A 19,858-nucleotide genomic window follows, 5' to 3' on the forward strand; every position below is an offset into this window, starting at 1 on the left:
TTCTACTGGTTTGTGCCTTACACAGCCTGAATTTGTCAGGGTCAGCCTCCTCCTCGAACCACCTTGAGCATGTCCCACATGGGTGTGAAAATGGCCAGGGCGATGAGCCCAACCATCACGCCCAAAACCAGCAGAAGGATCGGCTCGATCAGGGTGGAGAGGTTTCTGATGGTGTAATCGCTTTCCAGATCGTAATAATCGGCCACCTTCTCCATCATCTCATCGAGCTTGCCGGACTGCTCTCCAATCGCGATCATCTGCGGAACCATGGGCGGGATGGCGTGGTGTCTGGCCATGGCCTCGTGGAGGTTGACGCCCTCTTCGACCTCGCCGGTGATCTCCTCGACCATCTGGAAGAGGACCAGATTTTCCAAGGCGTTGGCCGAGAGTTGCAGGGTTTTGATGATGTTGATCCCGCTTTGGGTGAGTACGGCGAAGACCCTGCAGAATCTGGCCATGTAGATCTTGGTGGCCAGGGGGCCAAAGATCGGCACCCTCAGCAGCAGCCCGTCGCGGAAGAGGACGAAATCGCGGGAGCCCAAGGCCAGACGGTAGGCGATGAACAGGGCCAGGGCAGCGCCGACAATGCCCAGAGTATTGTCGGCAAAAAAGGTACTGACCCCCATGAGAATCCGGGTGGCCAGGGGCAGCTCAACCTTGGCTGCGGCAAAGAGCTTGGCGAATTTGGGCACCACGAAGCTCATCAGGAAAAAAACCGCGCCGGTGATGGCGAAGATGACGATCTTCGGGTAGCGGGTGGCGGACTTGATCCGTTCCTTGATGGCTTTTTCGTTTTCATAGAGCGAGGCCAGGTAGGCAAAGGCCTTGTCCAGGGAGCCGGTTTCCTCGCCCACCTTGACGATATTGTAGAATAGGACGTTAAAGGTCCTTGGCTGGCGGCTTACGGCATCGCTCAGGCTGGCGCCGCTTTCCACCTCGGCGGTCATGGAGTGAATGATATCACGGAGGATGGGGTTGCTCACCTGGAGGGCCAGGATACCGAAGGACTCGATGATGCTGACCCCTGCGGCCAGCAGGGTGGCCAGTTGCCGGCAAAAAAGGATCTTGTCTTCCAGGGTGACTCCGAAAAGCCGTTCACTGAGCGTGGGCGAGGTCGTGGCCTGGGAGGTGTTTTTTAGTCCTGCGGATTGCTGTTCGGAGAGAACCTGGATGTTGACCGGGCTCAAGCCTCCTTTTTGCAGCCAAGCTTCCACTTCCGGCATGATCTCGGCAGCATGGGTGCCGGAAACAATCCGGCCGGCGGAGTTGATGGCCTCGTAACGAAAGATCGGCACCGGTTACTCCTTCAGCTCCATGGTGACGCGGAATGCTTCGTCAACCGAGGTGTGGCCGCTGACCACCTTGGCAATGCCGGATTGACGCAGGGAGGTGAGGTCTTCTTTGAGCGCTTGTCGGAAGATATCCTGGCTGGAGGATTTCTTGAGGATAAGATCCTCGATGGCCTGGGAAATGACCATGGTTTCGTAGATGGCGATTCGTCCTTTGTAGCCGGATCCTTCGCATTTGTCGCAGCCCACCGGTTTGTAAAACCTCCGGGTCTGGTCATAGGTGAGCCCCAGGGCAAGTTGAAGTTCTTCCGGCGGGGTGAATGTTGCTTTGCAGTTGGGGCAAAGCAACCGCAGGAGCCGCTGAGCCACTACAATACCAACGGCCGAGGCGATAAGAAAGGGAGGGATGCCCATGTCGATGAGCCGGGTGATCGCCCCCGCCGCATCGTTGGTGTGCAGGGTGGAAAGCACCAGGTGGCCGGTGAGGGCAGACTGGATGGCGATCTCGGCGGTTTCCGCATCGCGGATCTCACCGATCATGATGATGTCCGGATCCTGGCGGAGGATGGAGCGCAGGGAGTTGGCAAAGGTGAGGTCGGCCCGGACATTGACCTGCACCTGATTGATTCCGGCCAGTTCGTACTCCACCGGGTCTTCCACGGTGACGATGTTCTTCTCCACCGAGTTGAGGTAATTGAGGGCGCCGTAGAGGGTGGTGGTTTTGCCGCTGCCGGTGGGGCCGGTGACCAGGATGATCTCGTGGGGTCGGGAGAGATGCTCCATAAACAGGGCGCGCTGGTAGGGCTCAAAGCCAAGCTCCTGCAGGTTGAAACGCATGGTGCCCTTGTCCAGCAACCGCATCACCACCTTTTCCCCGGCGTTTAGGGGCAGGATGGAAACCCGCACGTCAAATTCCTTGCCGGTGATGGGCATTTCAAAGCGACCGTCCTGGGGTTTACGGCGCTCGCCGATATCAAGATGGGCCAGGATCTTGATGCGGGAGATGAGGTTGGGGTGCATTTCCAAGGGAAAGGTGTTGCCTTCACGGAGGATGCCGTCCACCCGGGTGCGCACCCGGACCCGTTCATGGTCCGGCTCGATGTGGATGTCGCTGGCTCGCTGGCGCACGGCCTTAAGCAGGATATCATTGATGGCGCTGACGGTGGCGGATTCTTCCCCTGAGTCATCAAACCGTTGTTCGATTTTGATAGACGAGGCGTACAGACGGTCCATGGTGGCGATGATTTCCGATTCGATCCCCACGCAGACCACGGTCTTGTCCAGAATATAACGGCCAACCTCGTCGATGGCGAAGATGTTGAGCGGGTCGGCAAAAGCGACCAGGACCTCGCCGGGACGTTTGCCAAGGGCGATGACCTTGTATTTTCTGGAGACGGCTTCCGGAATGATCTGAGCCACCTCAGGATCCACCACGATTTTGCGGAAGTCGATGAAGGGGATCTTCAGCTGTCGGGCAATGGTATTGGCGACGGCGGTGTCGTTGACAAAGCCGAGTTCGCGCAGGGCCTCGCCCAGTTTTATGTCGCGGTCGGTGCCATAGGCAAGGGCCTGTTGCAGCTGGGTTGCCGTGATCAACCCGCCTTCCACAAGAATGTCGCCAAATTTTCTGCGTTTTGGTGCTATTGTCATCGGCAAAGCCAAGGATGATGGTTGGGCCGGAGGGGATTGTCAGCGTGCCAGAGGCCCAAGAGTTTGGTTTTCATTGTGACCCTCGCATAAAAGGAGAGGGATACACGGGCCTCAAGTTTTCCGCCGTTGGTTCCCCTGCGGGCAAAGGTGTATCTGCTTCTCCCTCCAAAGGAGGGGTTGCTGTAGGGAGTGGGGCGGGCAGCGGCATGGTCTGCACCACCTTGCTCGGCTGGCTGGGCGGTTGCTTCGGGGTATTGGTCTGACCGTTGATCCAGACAATCACTTTTTCCTGCCAGAGTTCCATGGATTGTCTGCCATCATCGGCCAGTTGCGTAAACCAAGCCGTTGTTTGCAGATACCATTGGGGCATGGCATCCCTATCGTAGGAGATGGTCTGTGCAAGCCAGGGCGGAGCAAAGGCGGTTGCCCAGAAGAGGAGGATCAGGAGGCAAAATCCCGTCCCCCACCGGAGCACACGGGAGGCAAGCAGGCCCCGCTGCTTCGGGGTATTGAAGGAGGCTATTGCCTCGTTGACGATTTTTCGGGAGATTTTGGTTTTCTTTTCGGCATAGGCAACCAGCAACGCCCTGCTCATGATTTTGTTGATCAGGCGGGGATACCCTTTGGTGTAGCGCCAGATAAGGTCAGTGGTGGCAAAGGAGCGCGGCATTTCATAGACGCCGCTTTTCTTGAAACGGTGGAGGATATAGTTGACCATTTCCTGCTTTGAAAGGGGGGCGAGGGTCTCCATGATGGAGACCCGCTGGACAAGCTGGCGCATGTTGGTTTGGGAAAGCTTGCCGCGCAGCTCCGGCTGACCGAAGAGCACGATTTGCAAGAGTTTCTGGGTATCGGTTTCAAAATTGGAGAGCAACCGGAGCTGCTCCAGGCTTTCGTCGGGAAGATTTTGTGCTTCGTCGATAACGATAAGCAGCTTCTTGCCCTGTTGTGCCAGAGCGTACAGATGGTCGTTTAAGATGCGCAGGAGCGAGTCGAGGCTGGCCGGATGTTCCGGCGGGCCGGCCAGGCCGATATCCTGAAAAATGGCGAGAAGCAGTTCAAGGCGGGAAAGGTGAGGCGAGAGGATCACGGCGGTTTCAAACCGGTCGGGCAGATCATCCATCATCAAACGGAGCATCAGGGTTTTGCCGGTGCCGATCTCGCCGGTGATGATGATGAATCCCTCGTCTCCTGCGAGGCCGTAACGGATCACCTCACGTAGGGCGGCATGTCCCTTGGTGGGGAAGTAATAATTCCTGTCCGGTGTCATCCGGAACGGGTCGTCCTGTAGGCCGAAAAACTCAAGATGACTCATTGTGGCGGTAGTGTTTTTCCCTGGTTTGTTTTTGCCGAATCGTCAGCGGGAAGTGCCTCTTCCTTATGGTTGTCCTTGGGAGAGCCTGAAGGCACGGATTCTTTAATCGGCGCATTGCCAGTTCCTTCCTTAAGGGGGGAGGGGGGCGTTGCCTCGGCGGTTTGTGGGCGGCTCATATTGACAATGTGGGGGGTGATAAAGACCATGAGTTCCGACTGGTCGTTACGTTTGTTTGAGTTCTTGAAGAGGTTGCCAATGATCGGGATGTCTCCCAGCCCCGGCACCTTGCTGTTCGAATTGCTCTTGTTCTGTTGGACAATGCCGCCGATGACCACGGTGACATTGTCTTCGAGAAAAAGATTGGTGGTGATCGCCTGTTTGTTGATGAGAAGCCCACTGGCCCCGGTGGTTGACTGGTCAACACTGTCGTTGGTGACCCCGACATCCAGAATGATATAACCACCCTGCAAGACGGTGGGTTTGACCTTGAGGCCAAGGTTTGCCTCCCGAAAGGTGGTGTTGACGGTGTTGGCGGTCTGGGTCACGTAGGGAACTTCCTTGCCTTGTTTGATCTCTGCTTCCTTGCCGTCGAGGACAAGAACGCTGGGCGAGGAAAGGATTTCCAGCAGGCTGTCGGACTGCATGGCCTGGAGTTCCACGTTGAGATTGACGTTCTGGCGGATAAAGCCGAAGGCCAAGCTGGTGGTGGGATCAGGGGCATGCAGGTCAACGCTGGAGGTGATCGGGTTGATCTTGCTGGCAAGGGCAGCGGCATCCATATAGTTGTTGTAGCCCCAGATGATGCCCAGCTGTTTCTTGGCCTCGTTGGAGATGGAGACGATGCGGGCCTCGATATGCACCTGGGGGATGGGCTGGTCAAGCTCGGTGAGCATGTCGCGCAGTAGGGGGATGTTCCCGGCCCGATCTTGGATAATCAGGCAGTTGCCGCGGTTGGTCAGGGTGATCGTGCCATTCGGGCCCAGGAGAGGTTTCAGCTGGTCAAGATAGGCGGCGGCGTTGCCGAACTTGGTGCAGAGCCGTTCGCTGGCAAGGTCGCGCTGTTGTCCTTGAAAATCGGCTTTTTTCTCCACGAAGATGACGTTGTTTTTCTGGTAGTACCGCAGCTGCTTGGCGTCCATGATCACCTGAAAGGCCTCATAGAGATTCAGCTTTTCAACGTCGAGGTTGATGGTGTCGGTGATATTGTCCGCCACCAGGATATTGATCCCGGCTTGGCGCCCCATGCCGCGCAAAAGGAGGGAGACCGAGAGGTTTTCCGTCCGGAGGGAGGCGGGAAAATTTTTCAGCCCGGAGAGCAAGGGGGCATCATTTTCTGGCCCCAGCGGGGCGGCGGTCAGACTGCTTTCCGGGAGGAGTCCTTGCGCCAAAACAAGCAGGGCAGACAAGAAGATGGCGTGCAGGCAGGAGGTTCGCATCAGTGTTTTTTATCCTTCATGGGCAGAGGCCTGGGTGAGGCCTCGAGCCACAGTGTATAGGCGGCGCCATTTTGTTCAAAAATAACCAGATCCTTGAGGATCTGTTGGATAACCGAGTCGTTGACCCTCTCTCCCTTGGTGACCAAGTGGTCATTGATAACGGCCTGGGGATTGTTCTTGTCCCAGATTATACCAGAGAGGGTCAAGCCGCCAATGGAATTGCTTTTCTCCCGGGGCTCCTGGCTTTTGAAAAAGCTGATCTGCTCGCGGCTCCAATTGAAAGGATCTCTTTCCAGGGTTGGGTTGGTGGTTTTTTGGCCCCGATGGGCCTCGATCTTTTCAGGCCGTACCGTGAGCACCTGTGGCTCTGCCGACAGAAGAGGGAGCGCGTACCCAAGGAGCAGGACTGTAAAAAGGATGATTCTGCCCGTCTGTCGGCACGACAATCTCTTTCCTCGCACCACCAGCAGGGGAATCTGTCGTTTTTTTATCATGGCTTGTCCAGGGTTGTTCTGCCGACAACCATACTGAATTTAACCTTGGCCTGCTGATCATAGCCTGCGTTGGTGAGACGGAGCACGGAAAGATCTTCGATGATGCCTATCTCGGGTCTCCCTTCAATATATTGCAGGTATTTGTAGAGCAAGGGAAAGGGAACCTCCCCGGCCAAAGTCACTGAGTTCAGGGTGAATCCGTTCAGGGAACGGTCTTCCAATTGACTCATCTGTTGCAAATGGTTTTCCATGTTGATCGGAGCATTGGCATGCAGAGTAAAAAGAGTCTTGGAAAACTGCTCGCGGTCTGTCATCAATTGCCAATTTTCCTCGATAAGGCGGATCTGCAGGGCCAAGGTCTCTGTCTGTTCCCGCAGTCCCTTTTGTTCGGTCTCAAGTTGGGAAACCTGCGCGGCGAGGACCTTGCCCAGCTGGGCGGGAGCGGTGCTCTCGACCTCAATTTTTTGGGCGAGTTTCTGCTGGAGCACCATTTTCTGCGGAGCCAGGAGCAGGGTTGAACCCCCATAGAGAATGGCTGCGCAGGCCAGAACCCCCAGGAGCAGTTTTCGCAGCTCAACAAAGGCCTCCGGATCGCTTTTTAACAGGAAAAACCACTCTTTCAGTTTGTTCCCGAGAATGATGAGTTGTTGGCTGTTCACGATGGATCAGGTTCTCGTTTCAGTTGAAAGGCGATGGTAAAGGTAAAGTCTGTTTTTTTTGCATCGGAGCTGCGATCAAGGTCGCGAAGCATAACATTGCTAAAAAGCGGGGTGTTGCCCAGTGCTTTTACAAAAGCGGGAAGCTCCCGGTACTGGACGGCGGTACCGAAAATCTGGCCGCTATCCTTCTGGAAGATAATTTTTTCGCAACGAACCGAAGAAGGCATTGTCGTGCTGATGGCTGCAAGCATTCTGGAGAAATATTTCTTCCGTTCCTGGATAGTGGTGAGTTTAGTCGCCTGACCGTTCAACCGTTCCTTTTCGTCTTTCTGCTGTTTGATGTTGTTGGTCAGCAAGACGATCTTTGCCTGGGTTGCGGTTATTTCCCCGGCCCGTTGCTGGGCCACGGCAATCTCTTGGCTCAACGTGCTGATCCTGGATTTAAGGATCCGGTCGCTGGCGGCAAGAAAAAGAATGACAAGGGCAAGAAGAATGCCGACCACGGGCAGGGTTGTTTTCCTGATCCTTTCGTCAAGGGGCAGTTGCGGAACAAGGTTGATTCGTTCAAGCATGGTTCACCACCTCGCCCCTGTACCGAGGGCCAGGACATGCAACAGAGGGGAACAATCCGGGCCTCCGGCTGTGGAGGTCAAGGATTTGCACTGGGCCCCGAGGAGATTGTTACTGCTTTCCAATAGTTCAGGCCAGAAACCGTCGGCCCCTCCGACAAAGATGTTTCTGATGGCAGCACCCTTTTGAATGGAGGCGTAATAATCACGGGTGCGGAGAATTTCCAGGGGGATTTTATGCAGATAATCCGTCCAAGAGGCGGTGTCCGTTTCTTCCTGGGAAGCGGCAAAGGCGGCTGCAGGAGTGGGGTCACCCTTGCCACCAGAGGACTCTTTGGAAGAAAGAATGGAAAAGTCAGCAAGAATGGAGGCGGTGTCCACCTGTTCTTCAAATTGCGGCGGCTCTTCAACGAGAATGAGCAGATCGTCGGTTAATTTCGGCAAATCGGTTGCTGAAGGCAGTTCTATGTCCATTGGTGATTGAAAGCAGATCTCTCCCTGTGGCTGCAGAGCTTTTACCGTGCGGATGAGGGGAAGCTTGCCTTTTTCGTATACGGCAAGGGAGATGCTGTCTTGCCAGAGTAAAACGCAGAGGGAGGCCTCGTGTGGAGGCACCATTTTTTCTTGGAAAAGAAAGGTGAAAGCGGCGAAGACGTCCGGTTCCAAAAAAGAGACCTTGATCTGTTTTCTCATAAATTCCCTGCGGATCTTATGAAACAGACCGGCAGGGAAAAGATAGACCGTGATCTGGAGACGGTCTTTGAAACGGCCCGTGATCTGCCAATCATAAATGAACTCATTGAGCGGCTGATGCAGGGCTTTGGCAAGGTGGTAGGGCAGGGCTTTGCCCACCGCGCCATCCGGCATGGCCGGGATGGTGGTGGTGAGCACTTCAAAAAAGGTGAGGGGGAGAGCCATGGAGACCAGCCCATGGAGACTCCCGACGCCGGCGAGTAAGCGGGGAATAGTGACATCCGCAGTGATAGCGCTGTCCGTTGTGGCAAGCACATGCAGCTGCGCCATGCCTGACGGCCCTTTGGAGACCTCGGCCAGCATGGTGCTCTCGCTGTCGCCGGTCAGAGCGAGATACCTTTTGTTGTTGAAGGGCAGCTTCATAAAAAAGATGGATTCATCCTCTTTGTCATTGCGGTTCCGGTGTCTGTCCAAATTGAGTCGGCCCCGCAAACAGGGAGGCGACCCATTGGTCATCAAAAAAATCTGCCTGCCCGAGAAGGTCGAGATTCTTGCGAAGCAGGGGGTGGTTTGGTGCCAGGGCGTGGGCCTCGCGGAAGAGCCTTTTGGCCGGGGCGCGCAATCCTAACTCGGCAAGGGCCACCGCCATGTTGATCAGGGCCTCTGGCCGGTCGGGCCGTTGCCTGCGGGCCTGATCGAGAGAGTAGATCCCCCGCCAGTGCTGGTTTTCCTGGATAAGCGCAATTCCGGTGTCGTTGAGTTGCCGGTACAGGTCTTTGTCCGTGTCTGACGGCAACGGTGCAACCGAAACCGCCGGGGTCGGAGGCAGCTTTGGGGATTGCTCCGTCAGGGAAGTTGGCGCCGTGGTCGATGGAGCACTCTCTGTGTCAGGGCTGGCAATGGGCCGAACATCTTTGTGCTTTGGCAGGGTAAGAAATAAGAGCAAGGCGAGGCACAGTAAGGCCGAGCCACTGAGCAGGACAATCCGTCGTGTCCTGCTTTTGTTTGCGGTCAGTTCAATTCCCGCGGCAGGCGCTGCTTTTTTCTCGGAAAAAACGCCCTTTTCGCCGGTGCGGATCTTTTCCAGGGTATTGTAGAGTCTGCTCACGCGTCAGCTTACCACTCAGAAGGCCGTCTGTCGGCGGAATCTACGTTGTCGGTGAGTTGTCGGTCGTCATTCACATAGAAGATTGCATCAACCCCCCGGCCATTGGCATCACGCGCATTGCCAGGATAGTAGGCCCAGCCGGCGGATTCATCAGCCAGTCTGGGGTTTGCCAGGGCATCGGTCATGCTTTTTTCGGAAACACCGGAAGGGCTGGCATATATGCCCGGGGGTTGGTCCGGGAGGTTGCAGAGCGGCAGGGCCTTGTTTTGTTCGGTGGAGTAAAAATCGCTGCGGACAATGCGTAACCCGATCAAGGAAGCGGGACGGGTGGAAAGGCGCAATTCGTTGAATTGCAGCTCTTCCAGGGTGGGCCAGTCAGGATTGTCGCCGGTTGGCCCGGTGTTGACACCGGAGGCAAGGATCTTGGCATGGGCCAATTCGAGTCCGCCCCGGATAGCGGCGAGCTTGCCTTTGACCACCGCGATCTTGGCTTCCTTCTGGATGTTGAGATAGTAAGGAATCGCCGTGGCGGAAATGAGCCCGAGGAGGATGATGACGATGATGAGCTCAATGAGGGTAAAGCCTTTGTTGTTAAGCCTAAGCAATGGAAAACCTCCTGTTCCATGGTGTTTGTTCAGGGACAACATCGCTTCCCAACGAATTATCAGTGGAATTATTACCTTTTATCATATCTTTTTGTGACACACAAACAAATAACTTATTGTTTTATTAGGGAAAAATAATAAATAAGCATCATTTTTAATGATGGGCGGGTTAAATAATGTTTTTTTGCCTAGTAAAAAAACAATATTTTTAGATAGTTAGAGAACGTTTGGGAGTGCTTACCATTGTAATAAGTGGCTAGCAATAAGGAGGACTCTGTATTTTTTGAAGATGACGGAGGGAGGGTTACAGTTTGTAGTTGGCTTCAACCGTGCGGCTGATACCTGTGCCATGAAAGCCACGGACCCGGATGGTTACGTTTGTGCCTGGAGCAGAAAAAGCAAAGGCGGGTCCATCGGGAGGGAATTCTGTTGTAAGTCCTCCTACCGTGGGGATTACAGGTGCCGCAATTCCACCGCCACCATCATCCCCGAGAATATTCAACCGCAGGGTGGACTCGGCACTGTACAGGGCTTGGCCCCAGAGGTAATCCTCAGCCGAGGAGGTCTGGGTGGTTATGGTGTATCGGGTGATCAACAGGCCGAAGAGGGCGAGGATGACAATGGCAAAAATGGCAGTGACCAGGGCGATGCCGCGCCGGTTGGCAAGGGGGGCAAGATATTCAGGGCACATTACGGATCTGGACCTCCTTGTGGAAGTTTACGGTTTCCCCGTTACGCAAGATGGCGAAATGGATGCTCACCACACTGTTTCGGGTTGAGGTCCCGGGATCGTAAGTGAAATAGGGCAATCCATTGCTTGGCACTACATTCTGGGCGAGGGGTTGTGGGTTGGCAAAAGCGGCCAAGGCACCTCCGGCATCCCTTGCGGCGGTTGATCGTGAGAGGGTTGTGCCTGTCACATCGAAACGGACGGCTAGTGCGCGCACCGCATAGTAGCGATTGTAGGGCGAGGCAATACCGATAGCCGGTGCCAAGGTCATGGGATTGGTCCCGTTGCTCGTCACTGTGTATACGCTGCTCCCACCGGCGAAGACATCCCAGGAGGTATTGTAAATGGAAACCAAGGTGCCAAGCGGCAGGCCTGCTGCTGCGATGGCGGTCCTGTCGGTGATGGTTGTGGTGCCGGTGGGATAAACTTCCGTGTACTGACCAAAGACCCCGGCCATGCTGTTTTCATCGATCACGCCGAAGCTGATGGTGTCATCAATGGCATCCCCATTTGAATCAAACGGTTCTTGCACTGCATTGGGCACGGCGATATGGATCTCCCGTTCCATCCGCACCAGAGCGGATTTGCCTTCCTCATACATCTCCATACGGGCATCGGTGGCAAAGAACCCCCTGAACGCCTCGCTGATGAAACCGGCCCCCATTGCCCCCAGGATGCCGAGCAGGACAATGATGATGATCAATTCGACCAGGGTGAATCCGTGTTGTTTTCTTTCGAATGGAGCCATATAATTTCTATTTTTTCCTAGATATTGCAGGAAACCGCGACAAAACGGAAAATCTCAGACAAGGGGGAGGTGATAGTCACCACCACCAGTTTGGTGTCGGTGGTATTACCTCCGGCATTGTCGGTGGTTTGGTCGATGGTGTTGGTGGTACTGGCGATGTAACGCACCGCCACCTGCCGACGGTAGCCGGGGAGATTGGATGCCGCACCGTTTTGGTCCGTGAAGTTATCGGTCTCATCGATGCCGTTGTAGTCGTCCACATCATCAAAGTTGATTCTAATTTCGGGAATTGTTTCATTCGGGCCGAGGTTAGCCGTCGGAGTCGCAGTAGTAACGCAGGCATCAATGAGGGTCGGACGCGTGACCTGATTAGGGCTCTCGCCGGTACAGATCGGCCCCCCGCCCATGGGGGAGTTTTCATCCCAGCGCTTGGCCATGATCTCATCCATCATGGCCTGCCCCAGAGAGATGGCCCGTTCCCGGATCACCGGGTCGGGGCTATGGGTAATGGCGCTGAAGAATGGCACCAGGATTCCGGCAACCGTACCGAGAATGACGATGGTGATGACAATCTCGATCAGGGTAAAGCCCCGGCTGTGGTGCGATGTTTTCTTTGTGAAAATTTCGGCTTCCATTTTTAGTTCACATACCCGGTTTCCGCACTTATCGTAACGTCATGGTTATTTGGTACAACGCCAATAGTGAAAGTCGTTGCTGCCGTTGGTTCTCCAAGACCGTTAAAAAAGACTGACCCAATGGTAATAGGGATGGTGCATGGAGGGGGATTTTCGGAGTTAAGGCATTTGTTAATGTAAGCGGGTTCAGCCGGAGGTTCACCGGCGGGGGCCGCCCCTGCCCGTCTTACCGTGTAGGTGGAATCGTTGTTCACCACAATTCCCCATGCGGCGGCATTGTTGGTAAACTGTCTGGTCATGGCCTTGTGCTGGGCATAGCGTACTGCCCGTTTGAATTCTTTTGTCGCAGCCTCTTCCTCCAAGCCGACGGGCCACCGCACATAGACCACAGCGGAAAGAATGCCGAGGATGACAATGATCATGATCAACTCGATCAGGGTGAAGCCGCGCTGGCGGTTTGTTTGGTCTGGGTAAAGAATCGTGGCCATGGTCAACGGATGATCTCCCGCCAGTTGATGATCCGGTCGTTGCCGCGATAGATGCCAAAATTGACCCGGGCGTTAAGGTCGGGGTCAAGGCTGCCGTTGTTGTCCCAGTCGATTTGCAGCCAGGGGTAGGCTGATACATCGGCGCGTATATTCACAAAACCAACATTGGTAGCGCCGGGCGCAGTAAACGAGAGGCCTGCATTGCCGCTTACAAAGGGAGCGTTGGTCATGACTGCCGAGGTGGTCGCGGCGCCAACGATCATAGCGGTGGTCCCTGGCTGTTCTGCCCCACCGGCGGTGGCCGGGTTGTTGAGGAATATCGTGGTGTTCAGGGGCAGGCTGGTGCAGTTATCCAGAGTATTGATGACGAATCCGGTACCATTGAAATATTCGGCTCGGAGCGCCATGATGAGCGGTGCGGTTTCCGGACCAAAGGCATTGGGGAGTCGCAACCGCCCATAGCGAATTTTGGTGTTGGGAGACAGTACGGTGGTGGCTCCAGGAATAGCGACTTCGTTTCGTCTGGTAATTTGTGCGCCATCGGCGTCAGCGACCGTGACTTGGAGTGTGAAGTTTTCGAAAGGGCCATCCGGATTTGCGGCCCGGTCGAAGCTGTATGTGCCGGAGCCGGTATAGGTGCCGCTGGTCCATTGAAAGGCGGGCAGGTCAGGGGTCAGCCGGTTGTTGAGCGGGGCAATGGGTGTGCCGTTGTTGTCGCCGTTGACGCTGAAGGCGGCCAAGGATGCATAGCCGTTGGTGTAGCGGGACAGTGGGGTTATCCCGGCGCTGGCCATGGCCTGGATAGCGAGGTTTATGCCCAAGGCTGGTTGGCCCATGTAGGTGAATTCATTGGCTGTTTCAGGGTTGCAGGCACCGCTCAGGACTGCCGTAACCTCGTAGTGGTCGGGGTAAAAGCGGCCTAGGGGCCCCAGGGCAGTCCCTCCGATATTGCAGCCGTAAACTCCCACCGCTGGGGTGTTAGAAGCGCTATTGGCGATGCAGTCTCCGGATCCATGGTCAACGGAGCCGACCAAGCCCGTTACCTGATCGACGGCGGTAAAGGTCTCATCGACGACGGCGTTGGCATTTAGAGTAATGGTCCCCACATCCAGATACTGAAAGGTGCCGATGGCACTGACCCCGGTTGCCGCAGCAAAAGCGCCGGTCAGGGTGTTTGCCCCGATGGCTGCATTGTTGTGGTCCACGACCTTGCTGGGATCGGTGGTCGGGGTGCCGGTGTAGCCAGCGGTGACCCCGGAATTGGCGGTGAGATTGAAGTTTGCCCCTGCTTTGAGGGTATTTGCGGCGGGGTTCAGAGGGGTTGTGGTGGAGAGCGTCAGTTGTCGCGGACGGATGGCAAAGTTGTCCGAAGAACAGGTCGATTGGTTGGTGTTGGTGTTGCGGATGCGGACCCTGGCGTTGGGGGCCGCATAGGGGTAGTTGAAGTTGAAGGTGTGCCGCCCGTTATCCCAGAAGGTGAAAGAGTATGGCGCTTCCGGTGTCAGGCCGGTATTGAAGTCGCTGCAATTGCCGCTGGGTGCAGTTGGATCGACCAGGGCAACGGAAACCTGATCGGGAAAACCTGAGGCCAGGGACAGAACATCCAGGGAAAAAGCGGTGCCTGCCAATTTGGTGTAGATGGGGGTCGAGGCGGATCTGCCCACCTCAACTGCGTCAAAACAGGCGGAGCTGGCGGTGTAGGTGAGAGAACAGCTCTGGGTCGCGCTATTGTAGCAGACCGCTGTGGCATTGGCGGCGGCGGGGGAGGTTACGGTGCCGCCGAGGGTTACGGTTCCGGCGGTCGTTTTTCTGAGGGTGACCGTGGTTTGTCCGCCGCTGAAGGTGACCGGATCGGATGACCAGCTTGCCCCGCCGATATTGGCTAAGTTTACGGTAACCGCCCCGGTAAAAAGGGTAGAGCAGCTGGAATCGGCACAGGCCTTCAGAATGATGTCTTCTGCGGCGCAGGTGAGCGCCTGGCCGTCATGCAGGATGCGGACATGATCCAAAGTTGGCACGTGCTGGGGTTGGGCAGAACAAACCCGGAGATTGTCAAAGTCATGGATATTGGTGGCTCCGCCGGTGGAGCCGGTGAAAGAGAGATACCAGTTAATCGGGACCGCGGCTTGTCCTGCCGCCCCCTTTGCGTCGAAGGGGGCAATGAGTGAGGTGTAGCCGCTGCCGGTGTTGCGTTCCACCGAGGTGTAGGCATGGATGGCGTCGAGATGGTCGATGGTAATCCGGTAGCGATATCCCGGAGCAGGCGCAGACGACCCCGTGTTGTCTATGCCCGGACTGAGCGTGGTGGTGCCTGCCAGGTAGGTGTATCCGGTATAGAGAGCCCCGGAGCCGCGAATGGCCACCGAGTCAGGGCGCTGTCCCGGTCCGCCGGTGCGGCCTTCGGTGGGATTGGAAAAGTTGCCGTATTCGTCCAGGGCCACGCCCAGCCAGCCCCCGGTGAAGCCGGGATGGGTGGTGTCGCCCCCGGCGCTGGCCTGTTTGGGTGCGTAGCCCAGAGAACCGCCAAAAGCGCCGGGCACCGGGGCAAAGGAGGCGTCGGAGAACACAACGCACATCCCGTCTGCGCCGGAACCGTTGTAGGCATAGTGGTCGAACTCTATCACGATTTTGTTGCCGGCGGCGGGAAAGAGCTGGCGCAGGGCGGCCATGGTCGAGGCCCCGCCGGTATTATCGGTAAGACGCAGGCGACCGTTGACGATTCTGGGGTCGCCGAAGGTGCCGCCTTCGTTTGCCACGATCCAGTAGCCGGTGGAGGTGACATCGGCCCGCTCGAAGTCATCGGTGAAGCAGGTTAGCAGAGAGGCTTTTAATGCGATGGATTGTGTTGCCCCGGAGTCGGCATTGGCGGAGGTAGTAGCGCTGCGCGTGCCGGTCGGGCCGACAGCGGACCGGGCTTCATAATTCAACTCCATGGAGATCCCATTGGCATTGGGCGTTGCCTGTGAGGCAAAATCAATCGCTTCAGTCATGCCGACCGGCGGGCTCCAGGTCGAGGCGCTGGCAAATTCGTGAAGAGTGACGAGCATGTCGTTGGCCACGGTGGTGGTGATGCTCGGTGCCGTATGGGTGAGGGAGCTGGCCGTGGCATTGCCGGCTTCGGCATCGACGGGAGAGGTGGTGTCCACGCCGCTGAAGCTGGCAATGCCGCCAATTGGGCCTCCTTGTGCACCGCTGGAAAAGGTCCAGGTGTAGTTTGCCGGGTCGCTGGCTCCAACCACCTTGTAGTAGGTGGAGAGCACACTGGAGGTCGCATTGGTCTGGGTGACTTTGCGGATCAGAGTCCATCCTGCGGGAGCAGAGACGGTAATGGTGCTGGGAGTGGTGGTGATCGAGGCGATCATCACATCGTCGGTGATGGTGCCGGTGGGTTTATTGATCGTCAGGCTGGTGATGGACTTGAGGGCGAGTAAGGCGCCGTGGCTTTCCCCCGCCTGGTTTTGGGCGGTTGCCTGCAATGGGCCGAGAGAAGCGGGCGCAGGCTGGGTTGCAGAGAAAAGACCGATGGCGGAGTCATTGCCGGCACTGGTTCTTGAATAAAAGGACTGTGTCCAGCTGAGTCCGCCATCGGTCGATATGTTCAAACTGCTGGGGTTATTGGCGATATGGGCAGAAAAGAGGATCAGATCACCAGAAGAAGCGGTGGTGATGTTGCCGGTTTCCACGGTGAGATCCGAGGCGGAATATTGTGCGGCATATGGCACATCGAAGGGGTTTGCCGTGTCCACCCCGCGAAAAGCGGCACATTGAGCAATAATGCTATTCCCATTGCTGTGAGTGATGGTTGGGTTTGATTCCGAGGCTGTGGCAATCTTGTAAAAGAGCGAAGCGCGATGGGCTGTACCGGTTAGGGAATAAAGCGTCTGCCAGCCGGTGATACTGTGCGCCACTGTATCGTGGGACTCCACCAGACAGAGAAGCAGGTCGTTGGCCTGTAGGCCGGTTGGTAATGATGCGGTCACACTGCCATTGTTTGAAGTTGCTGCGTTGCCGGAGCCCACATAGGTGATGCTGGAGACTGCGCTGGCTGAACTAGCGGCACGGAAGGAGATGGCGGCAAGAGCCGATTGGGCAAAGAACAGAACAACGACAGAGAAGAGCAATCCGGCCAGTAACCTTTTGGGGAGCACTTGAGAAGAAGAGCATTCAGGCGTGAGGCTGGGGGAAGGTCCGCTCATGTTTATTCCATTCCACCATTGTTATGCCGTTGGGGTTGGTTCGTGTTCTGCTGATACTTGACTGAGGCCAGTGTACATAAAGGATATGTCCGCGTCAACGGAAGGCTGAGGTGAGAAATGCGGAATGTTATTCGGTGGGCGGGAGGTTGGCAAAAGAGGCAATGAGCTCTTTCAGGGCGGCATAGGAGGTCTGGTTGAATATTTGGCGTCTGATTTCAGCTCCGCCCACCACCCCCTTGAAATACCTCCCAGCATGGTTTTTGATCTGGGAGGGCGGGGTGTTGGGCTGATGCTTTGCGATGAGGGCCAGGTGGCGGTTCAGGGCTGCAATCCTGAAGGCCAGGGAGGGGATTTCCGGCGCATCGGCGGAAAAGATCCAGGGCGCACCCAGGGCAGCCCGGCCGATCATCACCCCGTCGCAGCCGGTTTCCGCCAGCATCCGTAGCCCATCACCATGGGACTGGACATCGCCGTTGCCGATCACCGGGATGGAAACCGCCTCTTTCACTTGGTGGATGATCCGCCAGTCCGCGGTGCCGCTGAAACCGTCGCTCCAGGTCCGGGCGTGGACCGTGATCGCTGCGGCCCCGTTGTCCTCGGCCATTTTGGCGAAATCGCAGGCGGTGATGGTCTTGTGGTCCCAGCCGGAGCGGAACTTGACCGTCACCGGCAGAGAAGAACCCTGCACTACAGCCCGAATGATCTTCGCCGCCAGGGAAGGGAGTTTCATGAGGTAACAGCCCGCCCCTTTTTTGATGACCTTCCTTGCCGGGCAGCCCATGTTGATGTCGATGCAGTCAATGGGGTATTCAGCAAGGATGGCCGCCGCCTCACCCATGAGCTCCGGCTCACTGCCAAAAAGCTGCATGGCCACGGGACGCTCAGTCGGTACGGTTCTGAGCAAGTCCAGGGTGTTCTGCTGCCGGTAATGGAGGCCGTGGCAGCTGATCATCTCCGAAAAGCATAAGGACGCGCCGAATTCCCGACAGAGCAGGCGGAAGGCGAGATCGCTGTATCCGGCCAGAGGGGCGGCGATGAAAGGGTTGTCGAGGCGGAGGGGGCCGATGGAAAACATGGAGGTGAGACTCAAGATAAAAGGGGCAAGATTGATGGACTCATAAGAAAAGTGCTTCGACAAGCTCAACACGAACGCAGAAAATCTTGACGCATTGATTTCCGTTCGTGTTGAGCTTGTCGAAGCACCTGTTTCTGGAACCGTGCCGTTTTCCGGCCTGGTTTTATAAAACCTCTTCGACGGCCTGCACCACATGTTCCGTGGTAAAGCCGAAGTAGGGGAACAGTTGCTCTGCCGGGGCGGATTCGCCGAAGCGGTCGATACCGATGACCTTGCCCTTGGTGCCGACATAGCGGTACCAACCGCCGGTGACTCCGGCCTCGATGGCGACCCGGGCCTCGACTGAATCCGGCAGCACGGATTGCCGGTATTCCTTGCTCTGGCTTTCAAAGCAATCGGTGCTGGGCATGGATACAACCCGGATCTTCTTGCCCTTGGCGGTAAGCTCCTTGGCTGCCGCTACCGCAAGCTCGACCTCGGAGCCGGTACCGATGAGGATGGCATCCGGTGTGGAGCCGCCGCAATCGAGCAGGACATAGCCGCCCTTGGCGATATCGGCCAGCTGTTCGGCGGAGCGGGGCTGGTGGGGGAGGTTCTGCCGGGAAAGCAGCAGACAGGTGGGGCCGGTGCCCCGCTCGATCGCGACCTTCCAGGCTATTGCCGTTTCTACCGCGTCACAAGGGCGCCAGACTCCCATGTTCGGGATCATCCGCAGGGTTGCCGCTTGCTCCACCGGTTGGTGGGTGGGGCCGTCCTCGCCCAGACCGATGGAGTCGTGGGTGAAGACGTAGATAGAGCGCTGTTTCATGAGCGCCGCCATGCGCAGGGCATTGCGGGCGTATTCGGAAAAGATCAGAAAGGTGGCGGTGTAGGGGATGAAGCCGCCGTGCAGGGCGATGCCGTTGGCGATCGCCGCCATGCCGAATTCGCGGACCCCGTAATAGATGTAATTGCCGCCGACATCTTTCTGGATGCCCTTGCTGCCGGACCAGATGGTCAGATTGGAGCCGGCCAGATCCGCCGAGCCGCCGAGGAATTCAGGGAGCAACGGGCCATAGCCGTTGAGGCAGTTCTGGGAGGCCTTGCGGGTGGCGACCTTCTCTCCCTTGGCGTTGACGGAGTCGATATATGCCCCGGCCTTCGCCTGCCAATCGGCCGGGAGCTTGCCGGAAAGACGCCGATCAAGTTCTGCGGCCAGTTCTGGGTGCGCTGCTTTGTAAGCAGTGAAACGGCTGTTCCATTCCGCCTCACGGGCAGCGCCCTTGTCTTTGGCGTTCCAGCCACCATAGATCTCGGCCGGAACCTCAAAGGCGGGGTGGGGCCAGCCGATGGTCTCACGGACCAGGGCGATCTCCGCGTCACCCAGGGGCGCGCCATGGCAGTCTTCCTTGCCCTGCTTGTTGGGGGAGCCCCAGCCGATCACGGTCTTGCAGCAGATGAGCGATGGTTTGTCGGTGACAGCCTTTGCCTCACCAAGGGCTTTTTTGACCGCCTCGCCGTCATGGCCGTCCACGTCTTCGATCACATGCCAGCCGTAGGCGCGAAAGCGCATGGGGGTGTTGTCGGTGAACCACCCCTCAACCTCGCCGTCGATGGAGATGCCGTTGTCATCGTACAGGGCGGTAAGTTTGCCCAGGCCCAGGGTGCCGGCCAGGGAGCAGGCTTCGTGGGAAATCCCCTCCATCATGCAGCCATCGCCCAGAAAGACATAGGTGTGGTGGTCGATTACCGTATGGCCCGGGCGGTTGAACTGACCTGCCAGGGTTCTTTCGGAGATGGCCATGCCCACCGCATTGGCTATGCCTTGGCCCAGGGGGCCGGTGGTGGTTTCGATCCCAGGGGCGTAGCCGTATTCCGGGTGGCCCGGGGTTTTGGCGTGGAGTTGGCGAAAGTTTTTGATCTCCTCGATGGGCAGGTCGTAGCCGGTGAGGTGGAGCAGGGAATAGAGCAGCATGGAGCCGTGGCCGTTTGAAAGGACAAAACGGTCGCGGTTGGCCCATTTGGGGTTGGCGGGATTATGGCTCAGAAAATCGTTCCATAATACTTCGGCAATGTCGGCCATGCCCATGGGCGCGCCGGGATGACCTGATTTGGCTTTCTGGATGGCATCCATGCTCAGGGCGCGGATGGCATTGGCAAGTTCTCTGCGGGATGGCATGGGGACCTCC

General features: G+C 56.9%; 17 protein-coding genes. All 17 read right to left on the reverse strand.

All coding sequences use genetic code 11. The annotated features are described in order from the left end of the window. Positions 1-41: 41 nt before the first annotated feature. Positions 42-1,295, reverse strand: a complete 1,254-nt coding sequence (locus OLX77_RS09780) for a type II secretion system F family protein (protein WP_307633413.1) — start codon at positions 1,293-1,295, stop codon at positions 42-44. Positions 1,296-1,298: 3 nt separating this feature from the next. Continuing rightward, positions 1,299-2,939, reverse strand: a complete 1,641-nt coding sequence (locus tag OLX77_RS09785; RefSeq protein ID WP_307633414.1) for a GspE/PulE family protein — start codon at positions 2,937-2,939, stop codon at positions 1,299-1,301. A gap of 70 nt (positions 2,940-3,009) precedes the next feature. Then, a complete protein-coding gene (locus tag OLX77_RS09790) occupies positions 3,010-4,209 on the reverse strand; it encodes an ExeA family protein (RefSeq protein ID WP_307633415.1) in 1,200 nt (399 codons plus the stop codon). 41 nt (positions 4,210-4,250) lie between these two features. Then, entirely contained in the window at positions 4,251-5,690 is a 1,440-nt protein-coding gene (locus tag OLX77_RS09795) for a secretin GspD/PilQ domain-containing protein (protein WP_307633416.1), read from the reverse strand. Then, positions 5,690-6,184 (reverse strand): hypothetical protein, encoded by a 495-nt coding sequence (locus OLX77_RS09800; RefSeq protein WP_307633417.1) that lies wholly within the window; start codon positions 6,182-6,184, stop codon positions 5,690-5,692. Before OLX77_RS09800 ends, OLX77_RS09795 begins: the two co-directional genes overlap by 1 nt. After that, positions 6,181-6,843 (reverse strand): hypothetical protein, encoded by a 663-nt coding sequence (locus tag OLX77_RS09805; RefSeq protein WP_307633418.1) that lies wholly within the window; start codon positions 6,841-6,843, stop codon positions 6,181-6,183. The genes OLX77_RS09800 and OLX77_RS09805 overlap by 4 nt, the downstream gene beginning before the upstream one ends. Further along, on the reverse strand, positions 6,840-7,415 hold the full coding sequence (locus OLX77_RS09810; RefSeq protein ID WP_307633419.1) for a PilN domain-containing protein: 576 nt from the start codon (positions 7,413-7,415) through the stop codon (positions 6,840-6,842). Before OLX77_RS09810 ends, OLX77_RS09805 begins: the two co-directional genes overlap by 4 nt. A gap of 3 nt (positions 7,416-7,418) precedes the next feature. Then, positions 7,419-8,528: a hypothetical protein gene (locus tag OLX77_RS09815; RefSeq protein ID WP_307633420.1), complete on the reverse strand. Its 1,110-nt coding sequence runs from the start codon at positions 8,526-8,528 to the stop codon at positions 7,419-7,421. A gap of 25 nt (positions 8,529-8,553) precedes the next feature. After that, complete coding sequence (locus tag OLX77_RS09820; protein WP_307633421.1) at positions 8,554-9,213, reverse strand: hypothetical protein; 660 nt, start codon at positions 9,211-9,213, stop codon at positions 8,554-8,556. Positions 9,214-9,221: 8 nt separating this feature from the next. Then, the gene (locus OLX77_RS09825) at positions 9,222-9,818 is read right to left on the reverse strand and encodes a prepilin-type N-terminal cleavage/methylation domain-containing protein (protein WP_307633422.1); all 597 of its coding nucleotides are present in this window, start codon (positions 9,816-9,818) and stop codon (positions 9,222-9,224) included. 304 nt (positions 9,819-10,122) lie between these two features. After that, complete coding sequence (locus tag OLX77_RS09830; protein WP_307633423.1) at positions 10,123-10,509, reverse strand: hypothetical protein; 387 nt, start codon at positions 10,507-10,509, stop codon at positions 10,123-10,125. Continuing rightward, entirely contained in the window at positions 10,499-11,296 is a 798-nt protein-coding gene (locus OLX77_RS09835; RefSeq protein ID WP_307633424.1) for a prepilin-type N-terminal cleavage/methylation domain-containing protein, read from the reverse strand. Before OLX77_RS09835 ends, OLX77_RS09830 begins: the two co-directional genes overlap by 11 nt. 17 nt (positions 11,297-11,313) lie before the next feature. After that, a complete protein-coding gene (locus OLX77_RS09840) occupies positions 11,314-11,931 on the reverse strand; it encodes a type II secretion system protein (RefSeq protein ID WP_307633425.1) in 618 nt (205 codons plus the stop codon). Between the two features lie 2 nt (positions 11,932-11,933). Then, positions 11,934-12,419, reverse strand: a complete 486-nt coding sequence (locus tag OLX77_RS09845; protein ID WP_307634072.1) for a pilus assembly FimT family protein — start codon at positions 12,417-12,419, stop codon at positions 11,934-11,936. A gap of 2 nt (positions 12,420-12,421) precedes the next feature. Then, positions 12,422-16,615 carry a DUF8613 domain-containing protein gene (locus OLX77_RS09850; RefSeq protein ID WP_307633426.1) on the reverse strand — a complete coding sequence of 1,398 codons (4,194 nt, stop codon included), beginning with the start codon at positions 16,613-16,615 and terminating at the stop codon, positions 12,422-12,424. 127 nt (positions 16,616-16,742) lie between these two features. Then, positions 16,743-17,762 carry a tRNA dihydrouridine synthase DusB gene (dusB, locus tag OLX77_RS09855; protein WP_307633427.1) on the reverse strand — a complete coding sequence of 340 codons (1,020 nt, stop codon included), beginning with the start codon at positions 17,760-17,762 and terminating at the stop codon, positions 16,743-16,745. A gap of 91 nt (positions 17,763-17,853) precedes the next feature. Beyond that, positions 17,854-19,848, reverse strand: a complete 1,995-nt coding sequence (gene tkt, locus OLX77_RS09860) for a transketolase (RefSeq protein WP_307633428.1) — start codon at positions 19,846-19,848, stop codon at positions 17,854-17,856. Positions 19,849-19,858 lie beyond the last annotated feature (10 nt).

This window comes from Thiovibrio frasassiensis, from assembly GCF_029607905.1.
Lineage (GTDB): Bacteria > Desulfobacterota > Desulfobulbia > Desulfobulbales > Desulfurivibrionaceae > Thiovibrio > Thiovibrio frasassiensis.